Source organism: Hymenobacter psoromatis (assembly GCA_001596155.1).
Lineage (GTDB): Bacteria > Bacteroidota > Bacteroidia > Cytophagales > Hymenobacteraceae > Hymenobacter.
This window is the reverse complement of sequence record CP014771.1, coordinates 4,089,762-4,102,342: the sequence shown is the minus strand read 5'-3', so window position 1 is coordinate 4,102,342 and position 12,581 is coordinate 4,089,762. Positions and strand designations below refer to the sequence as shown.

At 52.9% G+C, this 12,581-nt stretch carries 10 protein-coding genes; 4 read left to right on the top strand and 6 right to left on the bottom strand.

All coding sequences use genetic code 11. From position 1 onward, the window contains the following. Positions 1-46: 46 nt before the first annotated feature. The 6 genes from A0257_17530 to A0257_17505 form a co-directional block, all read right to left on the bottom strand. The gene (locus A0257_17530) at positions 47-1,345 is read right to left on the bottom strand and encodes a quinol:cytochrome C oxidoreductase (GenBank protein ID AMR28724.1); all 1,299 of its coding nucleotides are present in this window, start codon (positions 1,343-1,345) and stop codon (positions 47-49) included. Positions 1,346-1,348: 3 nt separating this feature from the next. Next, positions 1,349-2,098, bottom strand: a complete 750-nt coding sequence (locus A0257_17525) for a cytochrome c class I (GenBank protein ID AMR29826.1) — start codon at positions 2,096-2,098, stop codon at positions 1,349-1,351. A 2-nt stretch (positions 2,099-2,100) separates the two neighbouring features. Further along, positions 2,101-2,685: a quinol:cytochrome C oxidoreductase gene (locus tag A0257_17520; protein AMR28723.1), complete on the bottom strand. Its 585-nt coding sequence runs from the start codon at positions 2,683-2,685 to the stop codon at positions 2,101-2,103. After that, the gene (locus A0257_17515) at positions 2,678-4,045 is read right to left on the bottom strand and encodes a hydrogenase (protein AMR29825.1); all 1,368 of its coding nucleotides are present in this window, start codon (positions 4,043-4,045) and stop codon (positions 2,678-2,680) included. Before A0257_17515 ends, A0257_17520 begins: the two co-directional genes overlap by 8 nt. A gap of 158 nt (positions 4,046-4,203) precedes the next feature. Next, positions 4,204-7,281, bottom strand: a complete 3,078-nt coding sequence (locus A0257_17510; GenBank protein AMR28722.1) for a molybdopterin oxidoreductase — start codon at positions 7,279-7,281, stop codon at positions 4,204-4,206. Between the two features lie 100 nt (positions 7,282-7,381). Beyond that, positions 7,382-8,668, bottom strand: coding sequence for a cytochrome C (locus A0257_17505; protein AMR28721.1), 1,287 nt, complete (start codon positions 8,666-8,668; stop codon positions 7,382-7,384). 447 nt (positions 8,669-9,115) lie between these two features. Between A0257_17505 and A0257_17500 the strand changes: the two genes are divergently transcribed. From A0257_17500 to A0257_17485, 4 genes are all read left to right on the top strand, one after another. Further along, positions 9,116-9,499 carry a 30S ribosomal protein S6 gene (locus A0257_17500; protein ID AMR28720.1) on the top strand — a complete coding sequence of 128 codons (384 nt, stop codon included), beginning with the start codon at positions 9,116-9,118 and terminating at the stop codon, positions 9,497-9,499. 19 nt (positions 9,500-9,518) lie between these two features. Then, positions 9,519-9,794, top strand: a complete 276-nt coding sequence (locus tag A0257_17495) for a 30S ribosomal protein S18 (GenBank protein ID AMR28719.1) — start codon at positions 9,519-9,521, stop codon at positions 9,792-9,794. Positions 9,795-9,888: 94 nt separating this feature from the next. Then, positions 9,889-10,332: a 50S ribosomal protein L9 gene (locus A0257_17490; protein AMR28718.1), complete on the top strand. Its 444-nt coding sequence runs from the start codon at positions 9,889-9,891 to the stop codon at positions 10,330-10,332. A gap of 77 nt (positions 10,333-10,409) precedes the next feature. Continuing rightward, positions 10,410-12,548 carry a hypothetical protein gene (locus tag A0257_17485; protein ID AMR28717.1) on the top strand — a complete coding sequence of 713 codons (2,139 nt, stop codon included), beginning with the start codon at positions 10,410-10,412 and terminating at the stop codon, positions 12,546-12,548. Positions 12,549-12,581 lie beyond the last annotated feature (33 nt).

Genomic DNA, 12,581 nt, shown 5'->3' with positions numbered 1-12,581 from the left:
TGAAACCGTCGCTCAAGCGCTAAGTTCTAAAAAATCTCAGCTCTTATTAGGTAGTGTGGTGAACGCTCTCCTCAACAAAGGGGTGGTTGACGGGAATGAGCGACGCTTCACAGAGGCGGCGAGTAAGCAGAATTAGGAAAGTACCGAGAAAAATCATCGCGATACCAATCTCTATGAGAAACCCGTTGTCGCCTTTCAAAGTGCCCGGCATAAGCATTAAATAAAAGTCCGACCAGTGTCCAACTAGTATGGCTATGCAAACGATTTTCATAATAATCATTTGCCGCTTAGCGTCGCGGGTCATTAGAACCAAAAAGGGGAAAGCGAAGTTTATTACCAGGTTAAAGTAAAATATCCAGGTATAACGCCCTTCAAACCCTCCCAAACGCTGATTGAAATAAACTGCTTCTTCGGGCAGGTTTGCATACCAGATAAGCATGAATTGCGAGAACCATACATACGTCCAAAAAATGCTAAAGCCAAATATCAACTTGCCTAGGTCATGAAAGTGGTTTGCATTCATGAAACGCAAGTAACCTGCTTGCTTTAGGAAGATGGCTATCAGCGCGGTAGCAGCAATACCTGATACCCACCAGGAAGCAAATACATACCAGCCAAACATAGTACTAAACCAGTGAACGTCAACTGACATAACCCAGTCCCAAGCTGACATAGAGGATGTAACAGCATACAGCACTATGAATAGTGCTGAGGTATTGATACTGGCATGGAAGTAACGAGTGCCACCATACAGGTCCTCTTGCAAAGACAATTGACGCAGGCGCCAGGAAAAAACCGCCCAGATGGTGAGGTAAGAGACCATTCGAATCAGGTAGAACCAGAAGGAAAGGAAACCTGACTTACCAGCAATAATCTTATCGTAGACGGGTGAACCCTTGGTCATTACTCCATCGTGCGTCCACTGAAATATATCGTGGCGTCCCAAGATGAAGAGCAACACCATAATGATTCCCCCAGGAATCAGCCAGACGGCAAGCGCTTCGTTGATGCGCTTTACAACCACTGACCAGCCTGCGTATGCTACGTACTGGATGGCCATAAAAACGGTTCCAATAGCTGACACACCCACAAAAAATAGGTTGCTATGCCAAAGACTAACTACTATGCGGCGAACCAGCACTGAATGCGTTTCCCCAGGCACAAAACCCGTGTGGACTGCTACTACTTCATGGTGTTGACCAACTTGCAGCATTGCCGCTACAATACCGATTATCAACAATAGTACTCCTACTCCGATAATAGTAAAGAATGTTCGTTGAGTCCTAGGGCTCAATTCAAGCTGCTCAACGGCGGCGGGTTCGTGATGATGAATCAGAGTTGCCATAAATTACATAGAGCCGTTGCGGGCTTTGGTGCCTTGGCCGGGGGCGTTAGACATAGTGTGCGAGCCAGCCTTACCCTCAGCTTTTTGGTTGCTACCATCCGTCATAGCGGAAGCGTCACCCATCGTATCATCCGTTACCGAAGCTGGGCCAGTAACCTTCACGACCTTAGGCAGGTCGGCAGGGTCATTATTGATTTGAAGTACGTGTACGTACATCGCGATTTTCCAACGCTCTTCTGGATTAACCTGTGAGCCGTGTGGCATCATGCGGTTACGCCCCCATTCGATGACGTGATAGATGTGGCCATCATTCATCGTCTTGTATGCTCCGGCGGAATAGTTGGGAACACCCTTGAATTTCATTCCCACTGGCCCCTGACCATTACCCTTTTCACCATGACAGTGTTGGCAATAGCGTGTGAAGAGCGTTTGACCCTCTTCTATATTAGCTTTGGTATAAGCGTAGGGATTGTGAAGGACACGCGATGCCAAATCAACACTGTCCTTTGGAATGTGGTCGAAATAGGCAAGCTTACCCCTAGGCACAGTGCCAAGAGCCGGGGTACGCTCATTAATTCCAAAGGAATTAACCTTGTTGTAACTTATTTGCCGTAGTGGCTCGTAAGGAATCGACTCGTACATCTCAGGTGCGTATTCTACACCAGGGTCATTAGCTTCAGGCGAACAAGAAACCAGTCCTAGGCTAAGTGCTAAGGAGGCCACAGACAGCCCGTATTTGAGGGAAAGCGACATCATTAGAATTTGGTCATTTCCTTTTGATTGACTTCACTTGCGCCATTCTCGCGGAGCAACTGGGTCAGTTTTGGCAATTGCGAACTGTTCTCATCCAACTCAATGGCCATTACGAATTTATCGTCAGTAGAGCGGACATCCAGCATGGGCGTTTTAAAACGCGGGTAGAGCTTAGAGATGGTATAAAAGGTAATTACCATTCCGTGACAGGTAAAAAATACCGTCAACTCAAAGCTAACCGGAATCCAAGCTGGCAATGAAATAGCAGGCTTACCACCAATAATCATCGGCCAGTCAAATCCCAGCATATAAATCTGCATCCAGAGCGCGAATGACAGCCCGCACAAACCATAGAAAAAGGCTGCGATTGGCAAGCGTGAGCGTTCAATTCCTAAGGCATCATCAATCCCATGAATAGGAAAGGGCGAGAAAACCTCGTAAATTTTTACACCGGCTGCGCGCACGTTATCAACGGCATGCAACAATACTTCTTCATCTTCGAAAACTCCGAGGGCAAAGCGCTTGGTGGAAGTGGTAGGGGCCGAGACAGTGGCAACTGGCGCAGCGGTAATAGCGGGGCTAGTCATTTTGCTTGTCGTAGTTTACTGGGGCAGAAGCGGGAACACCGGGGGTAGCATATGGCGCAGGGGAAGCATGAGTGCCTGAGCGGCCACCTCCTACGTTTGCGCCACCATAAGTCGGTCCATCATTCACGGTGTATTTCAATATGGCTTTAATTTCTGCCATATTGATAACCGGGAAGAACTTGGCGAACAGCAGGAATAGCGTGAAGAACAAGCCAATGGTTCCTACATAAATACCAACATCAATGCGGGTAGGGGAGAACATTGCCCAAGAAGAGGGTAGGTAGTCACGGTGTAGAGAAGTCACGATGATTACGAAACGCTCGAACCACATCCCAATATTAACAATAATAGATAGAATGAACGTGAACGTAATGCTGTAGCGCACCCGGCGGAACCATACTACCTGTGGCGAAAGCACATTGCAACTCATCATGCAGGCGTAAGCCCACCAGTATGGTCCGGTAGCGCGATTGATGAAGGCGTATTGCTCATACTCAACCTGCGAATACCAAGCAATAAAAAACTCGGTGATATACGCTACCCCTACAATTGAGCCCGTAACCATCATGATTTTATTCATGAGGGCAATGTGCTCCAAGGTGATATAATCCTCCAGCTTAAAGACTACTCGAGTAATTAGCATCAGGGTCAACACCATCGCAAAGCCCGAGAAAATAGCACCCGCAACGAAGTAAGGAGGAAATATTGTGGTGTGCCAGCCTGGAACTATTGAAGTTGCAAAGTCCATCGATACGATAGTGTGCACCGATAGTACTAGTGGAGTTGACACACCTGCTAGAATCAGTGATACTGTTTCGTAGCGCGACCAATGTTTGGCCGAACCTGTCCAGCCCATGCTGAGCATGGAGTAGCTAAATTTTGCAATTTTCCCCTTAGCACGGTCGCGGATAGTAGCGAAGTCTGGCACCAAGCCCGTGTACCAGAAAACCAGTGATACAGTGAAATAAGTAGAAATAGCGAACACGTCCCACAACAGGGGCGAGTTAAAATTTGTCCACAGCGAACCAAGTGTATTCTGAAGCGGAAACACGTAAAAAGCCAACCAAGGACGCCCCATGTGGAGCACTGGGAACATAGCAGCGCATATTACGGCGAAAATCGTCATAGCTTCTGCGGCCCGGTTAATGGACGAGCGCCATTTCTGGCGAAACAGGAGCAACACAGCCGAGATGAGCGTACCTGCGTGGCCGATTCCTACCCACCACACGAAGTTTGTAATGTCCCAGGCCCAACCAATAGTCTTGTTCAATCCCCACTCACCGATACCATACCAAAGCGTACGGTAAACTGAATAGAAAAATACTCCAAGCAGGACCAACGCAACACCTAATGCGCCCATCCACCGGATGTTCGGCGCAGCTTCTACTTGGTAGCAGATATCCTGAGTGACGTCGTGGTACGTTTTGCCACCCGTTACGAGCGGTTCGCGTACTGGTGATACGTGCTGCATAATGATGAATATTAGTGACTTAACTTATTACTGACAAAAAACTTTTCTTACACGCTTTCCTCTGCCTTCTCGTTGGGAAAGAATTCAGCCGCACCATTCCGAATCTTGGTCAGGTACGTGATGTTGGGCTGCACATTGATAGAGTCGAGCACATGGAAGGCCCGCTCCCCATCCTCACGCCGTAGCAATTGACTCAAGCGGCTGCTGGGGTCGCGCATATCACCAAAAAGGATAGCCTCGGTGGGGCAAGACTGCGCGCAGGCGGTAACTATTTCCCCATCTTTTGGACGACGCTTTTGTTTCTTGGCTTCTAGCTTACCCAATTGAATCCGCTGCACACAAAGCGAACACTTCTCCATCACCCCGCGAGCGCGGACGGTAACGTCGGGATTGAGCACCATACGGCCGATGTCGGTGAACATATGGCCGTTTACATCTTCGAACTTCTCGTTGGAATAGTAAGAAAACCAGTTGAAGCGACGCACCTTATATGGGCAGTTGTTGGCGCAATAACGGGTACCTACGCAACGGTTATAGGTCATTTGGTTCAGACCTTCCGAGCTGTGAGTAGTAGCAAGTACCGGGCACACTGTTTCGCACGGAGCATGGTTGCAGTGCTGGCACATCATGGGCTGGAAAATTACCTGCGGATTATCAGCAGGGTCTTCCATTGCCGCGTACGTTTTCAGCTTACCATTCTTCTCGAACTCATCTTCGTGATGCGCCGAGCTATAGTAGCGGTCAATGCGCATCCAGTGCATTTCGCGGCGGTTGATAACCTGCTGCTTACCTACTACCGCGATGTTATTTTCTGCTTGACACCCAATCACGCACGAGCCGCAACCGATGCAGGAGTTAAGGTCAATAGCCATCCCCCAGTGATGGTCATTATACTGATAGTCTTGCCACAGGGAAACCTTGTTAGGCTTCTCCAATCCGTCGGGGGTAGCGATAAGCTCATATTCGGTTACCTCTTTGGGGTCCTCGCGATACTTAGCCAGCGTATTCTCCTGCACCACTTCATGGCGGTCCATGATGGTGTGATGAGTCTGAGTCTGAGCAATCGGGTTGGTAGCACCCGTCTTTTCGAGCGTAACGATAGTGCTATACACTATCCCGTTAGAAGTTGACTGAGCCAGGATAAAGGCATTTGCACCAACTGAGTCGCCTACTTTACCAGCTCTGGTACGACCATAGCCCAGCGCTATGCTCACCGTACCTTCTGCCTGGCCGGGCTGTACTAACACCGGCAATTCGATACTTTTACCGTTGGCTGTTACTTTAACAACATCACCCTGACTCCACTTCTGCTCCTCTGCCATTTTGCGAGGCACAGCAACGTAGTTACCCCAAGTGGCTTTAGAAATTGGGTCGGGCAGTTCGTGCAAGAAAGGGTTATTAGCCTCTACCCCACCCTGACCAATACCAACTTTTTCGTAGAGGACAGCTTCGATACCACTCTTAACTCCGCTACCAATGCTACCGGTAGCTTCAGATACGCTCATTGCGCGCCCCGTGAACGGAGTCGTAATGAGCGCCGAACCCATAGCTACGCCATCATGCACTGCCTTATCCCAAGCACCCTGGAATCCGGCATTGGCACCTAATATGGTGCGCCATCCATCTTTGAGAAAGTTATAGTACGACTCATTCGAGCCAGCCCAACGCAGGAAAGTTTCCTGAGCTTGGCGAGTTTTGAATAGCGGAGTAATTGCAGGCTGCGCTAAGCTTAAGGTGCCACGCTTCGGCTCATAGTCGTTCCAGGATTCCAGCCAGTGGCTATCGGGTGCCTGGTACTGACAAAGGAAACCAGTTTCATCAAGGCGGTCATTGAGCGAGATGCTAAGGGGGACTTTAGGCAATGCCGCCTCAATTTCTGCTCCGCGCGGATGGTTATAGACGGGGTTAGCATTGTAAAAAATAACTGCCCCGATAGTACCGCTTTTCAGCTCATCGATAAACTGAGCCATCCGAATATCATCGCCCTGACGAACGAACGAAGGCGCGGCCAAATCGATGGTAGTACCAACGTTACCAAGCGCTTGGTTGGTAGCCGCCACGATAGCCTGCACGGCAGGGTCATTAGAGCCAGCTACTACCAAAGAGGTACCCCGGTTAGCCTGCAGTTCTTTTGCGGCCTGAGCTATCTGCTTTTGGGCAAGAGCCGACAGGCCAGCGGTAGCACCACCGCCAGCCACCGCATTATACAGAGCCAGCGCGACAGTGCCCATCTCCGAGGGCTTCACTGCTACCCGTACGTCAGCATTCGAACCCGTTAGGGAAAGTGCGGTTTCAAACTGAAAGTGGCGCGACATCGTGCGCTTTTCAGTGCTTATTTTCCGGTTGGTGACATACTGCCGGGAATACTCAACCGGCGATATCCACGTGCCCAGAAAGTCGGCACCTAAGCTAACGATTACGTTGGCACGGCTAAAATCATACGCGGGAAGTACGCCCCCATTAGCCTGAATCAAACCAGAAGCCGAGTTCACATCATACATGATGTGCTCGACGTTGCGGTAACGTCCGGCCAAGGCTGCGATGGCGCGCTTGGTGCCAGGGCTAATAATAGTATGCGAAACAAGCGCAATCTTGCCGGTCGTCCCAGCGAGGCCTGCCCGCACTGCTTGGTCGAGTTGGTCGTAATCCGCCGCCTTGCCTTTAATAGCAAATTGCCGCAGCCTTCCACCATCGTACAGATTCAAAACTGCTGCCTGAGCACGAGCTGAAAGACCACCGCGCGTTACGGGCGACTCAGGGTTGCCTTCCAGCTTGATGGGGCGGCCGTCCCGGTTTTTAACCAAAACAGCATTGTAGTCCGAGCCCGTGAAATAAGTCGAAGCGTAAAAGTTAGAAATAGTAGGGTCTACTTCTTCCGGCTTATTGAGGTAGGGAATTGCTTTGTGAACGGGCGTTTCGCACGCGGCCAATGTAGCGGCAGCTACGCTAAAGCCCATAAGCTTGAGAAAGTCACGGCGCGGTGCCACTGATGCGTCATCAGCGCTACCCGCGCGGCCTTCCTTCACCGGCAGAAAGTCGGGAAACTCAGCAAAAGCATTTTTTACAAACTCCGGTGAGTTGTCCAGCTCTTCAATTCCCTTCCAGTATTTCATTTTATCAGTAATGAGACATTTAGGTTGAGGTAGTGTCGGGGGGTAGCAACTACTAGTGCTATCCCCCCGACAAACCGCTCATGTCTTTTATAAAGGCTTGGCTAAGAAAAATTTAGTAGTGGCACTTGGCGCACTCAGTGCCCCCGTTCGATGACACGGTGAAGGGAACTGCATTGTTTGACTTATCGTGCAGTTTCACGAGGTTGTCGTAATAGGCGTTGCCTTTCGTGTTGAGCGGCGTTTCGCGGTGGCAGTTGATGCACCAGCCCATCGTAAGAGCCGAGTATTGATACACCACTTCCATATTTTGGATGGGGCCGTGGCACGTCTGACACTGAATACCACCTACCTGCGTGTGCTGCGAGTGGTTGAAGTAAGCTAGGTCAGGCAGGTTGTGAATACGCACCCACTGAATCGGCTGCTTGCGCTCGATAGCGCGGTAGATTTTCTTGATTTCGGGCGATTCCGTCTTAATCTGCGAGTGGCAGTTCATACAGATGTTGGCCGAAGGAATGTTAGCTGACTTGCCTTTGTAAACCGAAGTATGGCAGTAAGCGCAGTTTATCTGGTTTTCACCCGCGTGAATCTTGTGCGAGAAAGCAATAGGCTGCGTGGGCTGGTAGCCCTGCGTGAGGCCAACGGCCATCACGCTTTGCACCCCAACATAGAGTAGCACCAAGGCGAATACTACCCCCACTATTCCGCGCAAAGCGGGTGATTGGTAGAGCTTGGCCCAGTCAAAACGTTGCTCCAGAACCTCAATGTCGCGGCCATCCAGGTCTTTGCGACCCTGGAGCACATCCTTCATCAGGTTGGCGATAATAGCAAGAGTTACTACTAAGACAATCAACACTACAACCAACACGATGAGTAGCATGTCGGTGTAGCCACCAGCGGCACCAGCTGTATCACCAACTTTGCCACCATCTACTGCGGCCGCGTTGCCAGCAGTTACTCCACCAGCAGTAGCGGTTGCGCCACCTTCCTGCGAAGTAACCCAGGCGATAATGCTGGTAATATCCTTGTCCGTCAACTGCGGGAAAGCAGGCATTTGCTGCTTTCCGTTGTCGTTGTAGAGTTTCACCGCGTAGTCGTCGCCGCTGGCGATAACCTTGGCCGAGTTGTGAACCCACGGAATAATCCAGGAGATGGAGCGGCGCTTAGTGATACCACCAAGGGCCGGGCCAACTACCTTTTCATTGACCGCGTGGCACTGGGCGCAGTTGTTTTTAAACAGCGCATCGCCGGCGGCAATGGCAGCGGCATCGCCGCCACCCGAACCTGGCGCAGCGGCTGCCGGTGCGGCGGCCATGCTGGGGGTAGCCCCCGCAGTGCCGCCCGGTGCCACTCCGTGTTTATCGACAGCAACTGCCTGCTGGGCCAGGGCCGGGCCCGCCACGGCTAGAAATAGTGCGAGCACCCAAGAACTGGTGCGTGATACAAAGCTATTCATCATCCAAACGAACCGGTAAAAACGGATTGCGGGCGTACCCTTTCCGGGGCACAAATGTAGTCTAGGAATCGTGGGCGACAAAGGTCAGAAAGCCATTTTAAGTGTGCTCACGCTTATTTGGAAGCAAACCAAACAGGTAACCAGGGTCTTATTTTAACGTCGATTATTACTAAGGTATTGGTTGTTTGACCAACCTGCTACCAATGGCTTTGGTTTTTTTGCCTTAAAAATAAGTTGAGATTTTTAGCGTCCTGGCAAGTGTAGAGGGGTAGTGGGTACCATCGGCACCAACGACCCTAATGATAGCACTGACACGCAAGCTTGGTAATATCACGAAAAATTAGTACCTTTGCCCCCCAATTCATTTTTTCACTTTTAAAATCAACCCCGTCAATGGACGTAAGAAATTACGAGACGGTCTTCATCCTTACCCCCGTGCTGAACGAGGGCCAGGTGCAAGAGACGGTCGAGAAGTTCTCGCAGGTGCTTAAGGAAAATAGCGCCGACCTCATTTCTACTGAAGCCTGGGGCTTGCGCAAGCTGGCTTACCCGATTCAAAAGAAATCCACTGGTTATTATTTCACGCTGACCTACAATCACAGCGGGGAAGGTAACATCGTAGATGTACTCGAGCTGGCTTTCCGCCGCGACGAGCGCATTATTCGCTTTTTGACCACGGTGCTCGATAAGCATTCCGTGACCTACAACGAGCGCCGCCGCAATGGTGAGATGAACCAGCAGAAGGCGCCCCAGGCGGCCGAAGCGGTAGCTCAGTAACCCTCTAGCAAGCAATACGATGGCTACGAAGAATAATAACCGCAACAACGACCGCAACAACGGCAACAAGCCTGTTGACACGCGCAACAAGTACTGCCGCTTCAAGAAGAACGGCATCAAGTACGTGGACTACAAGGACCCGAACTTCCTGCTGAAGTTCGTGAACGAGCAGGGCCGCTTGCTGCCCCGCCGCATCACCGGCACCAGCCTGAAATTCCAGCGCAAAGTGGCCCAGGCCGTGGCAAAAGCCCGTCACCTGGCCCTGATGCCCTACGTAACCGACGCCCTTAAATAAATTATGAATGAGGAATTATGAAGTATGAGTTATCAGAACTGCCCTTGGTGCGATTCATAATTCATACCTTATAGTTCATAATTTCACATCTGACATGGAAATCATTCTGAAAGACGACGTTAAGGGGCTGGGCTACAAGAACGACCTCGTAACAGTAAAATCCGGCTACGGCCGCAACTACCTGTTGCCCCAGGGCTTGGCAATGCTGGCTGACAAATCAGCTAAGAAAATCGTAGCGGAGAACGTACGCCAGGCAGCTCACAAGGCGGAGAAGGTGAAAGCCGACGCTCAGGCTATTGCTGACCAGGTGGGCGACCAGGTATTTGACCTGCCCGCTAAAGTGGGTGAAACCGGCAAAATCTTCGGCCGCGTAACTACCCTGCAATTGGCTGAAGCGCTGAAAAACAAGGGTATCGATGTGGACCGCAAGCGCCTGAGCTTCGACCAGGAGCCGGCTACCGCTGGCGACTATACTGCTACCCTCAACCTGCATAAGGAAGTGAAGCACACGGTTAAGTTCCGTGTGGTAGCTGCCTAGGTGCTTACTATCAGTTTGTTAGGAAGACGCCCTGCCGCGAGGTGGGGCGTCTTTTTTTGGGCCTACCTTTGCAATTCATGTTTCGGACTGAATTAACTATTGCGCCGCAGGAGCGGCAATTGGCGCGCACGGCGCGGATACTCACGGTAGGCTCGTGTTTTGCCGACAGCATCGGCGAGCGGCTACGGCTGAATAAGGTAACAACGTTGGTTAACCCGTTTGGGACCGTGTTTCAGCCCTTAGCGCTGGCACAGCTGCTACGGGCGGCGGCGGGCGAAGAGCAAGACTGGCAGCAGCACGTGGTGGAAGCGCGCGGCCGCTGGCAGAGCTACGACTTTCATAGCACTATTGGGGCTGAATCGCCGGTTGAGCTGCTGCAGCTTATTCAGGAGACGGTGCAGCGCGTGGGTGATTTCGTGCGCACCGCCGACACCGTAGTGCTGACCCTCGGTACTGCCTGGGCCTATCGCCTGCGCGAAACCGGCGAGTTGGTCAGCAACCTGCACAAGCTGCCGGCGGCACTATTTGAGAAGGAGCTGCTGACCGCCGATGAGATTGTGAACGGCTTGGCGGAGGTGCACGCACTGTTACGGCACCTCAACCCGGAGATGCGCATCGTATTGACGGTGAGCCCCGTGCGTCATATTAAGGATACCCTACCCCTCAATGCGGTGAGCAAGTCGGTGCTGCGCGTGGCTTGTCATTACCTGAGCGAGCTGTTGCCGGGGGTTAGCTATTTTCCGGCTTATGAGCTGCTGACGGATGAGCTGCGCGACTACCGCTTCTACGCCAGCGATATGCTGCACCCTTCGGAAGTGGCTGAGGACTACATCTGGGACAAATTTGCGCGGGCTTATTTCGACGCCGACTTTGGGCGCTTCCGCAAGGAATGGGCGGCAGTGCGCCAGTCGCTGGGCCACCGACCGCTGCACCTGGGTGCTCCTGAGCACCGCATCTTCCTGGACCAAACGGCCGAGCGGCTGGAGCGCCTCAACAGCCAAGGCGTGGATGTGCGCCAGGAGCTGCGCGACGTGCAGCGCCAACTGGTATCCCTACCCCCCCCCAAGGCAGCGTATGTGCCCGAAGTGGCGCTGGATGAGGAGGAGCGCATTGATATTGGTGATGACGCGGTAGCGAGTGCTGAAAAAGCAGCCACTCCTCCGGCAGACATTGCCAACAGGCAATCGGAGCGCCGCAACGGCCGCCAGGATAATCGCCGCGATGGCCGCCGGGCTGACCGCCCCAGCCAGGACCGGCGGGGTGGCCGGCCCCTACCCCCTTCGGCAGAGCCAACGGAAACGAATGCCGCTTCAACTCCAGAAATACAGCTAGTTGAAATAACGGCCGACGCTATTACCGAGCTATCAGCTGTGGTCGAAGAGCAAGCTTTGCCGGGTGAGGAGGCAACCGCTTATCCAGCCAAAAAGAAGAAGCGGCGCTCGCGGGGCGGAGCGAAGCGCACCGCCCGCAAAAACGCCGCGCGAACGGCCGCAGAGCAAACGGGTGGCTTGGCGGAAGAGGAATTGCTTCAGGAGCTGGCGCAGGAAACGGCCAGTATGCCGCTGCCTACTGAGCCGGCAGTTTCTACACCAAGCGCCACCGACCTGAGCCCGATAGCCAGTGCCGCGCTGCCTACCCCCCCCCACAAGCGCGGGGCGGGCCCGACACCCAAGCGGTCGAAAGTGATTACTAAATCGGGGTTGGTGAAGCGGGGTGAGCGCCGTGGCTTGTACCGCGCCGGCGCATCGACCGATGTTGGCAACAACCCGGCGGCTGAGGCTAACCCGGCGCAGGCACCCATCATTTCGGCGCCAATTATCCCGGAAATATTATTGGAACGGCCGGCTGTGGCCGAAGCCATACGGCCCAATCCGGTCGATATGACGAACGTGCCGCCGGTCAAACCCACAGCGCCAGCCCCGGCGCGCCGGGGCCGCGCCAAAGCGCCTACCCCCCCGCCAGCCACCAATGAGGCGGCCGCCGCTTCTGCGGCCGAGCAAACCCCGCCGGCTGCTGCCAGCGAGCCGGCCGCGCCGAAAAAGCCCGCGCCCCGCGCTAAAAAGGCAGCACCAGCTAAGGCTACAAAACCAGCTGCTAAACCGGCTGCTACGAAGAAAGCTGCGCCAAAGAAACCAGCGGCAAAAACGCCCACTCCGCGGCCGCGCCGCACGGCGGGCGGCACGCCGCCACCAGCCGGCGACTCGCCGGCCACCTGATTTTTTTCAAAACCCAGCCCGGCCGGCTGGGTT

Excerpts from the sequence above, each read along its gene's own strand:
- A0257_17515 (AMR29825.1), bottom strand. The coding sequence starts at position 4,045 with ATGGGCGCATTAGGTGTTGCGTTGGTCCTGCTTGGAGTATTTTTCTAT.
- A0257_17525 (AMR29826.1), bottom strand. The coding sequence starts at position 2,098 with ATGTCGCTTTCCCTCAAATACGGGCTGTCTGTGGCCTCCTTAGCACTT.
- A0257_17490 (AMR28718.1), top strand. The coding sequence starts at position 9,889 with ATGGAAATCATTCTGAAAGACGACGTTAAGGGGCTGGGCTACAAGAAC.
- A0257_17500 (AMR28720.1), top strand. The coding sequence starts at position 9,116 with ATGGACGTAAGAAATTACGAGACGGTCTTCATCCTTACCCCCGTGCTG.
- A0257_17530 (AMR28724.1), bottom strand. The coding sequence starts at position 1,345 with ATGGCAACTCTGATTCATCATCACGAACCCGCCGCCGTTGAGCAGCTT.
- A0257_17520 (AMR28723.1), bottom strand. The coding sequence starts at position 2,685 with ATGACTAGCCCCGCTATTACCGCTGCGCCAGTTGCCACTGTCTCGGCC.
- A0257_17495 (AMR28719.1), top strand. The coding sequence starts at position 9,519 with ATGGCTACGAAGAATAATAACCGCAACAACGACCGCAACAACGGCAAC.
- A0257_17485 (AMR28717.1), top strand. The coding sequence starts at position 10,410 with ATGTTTCGGACTGAATTAACTATTGCGCCGCAGGAGCGGCAATTGGCG.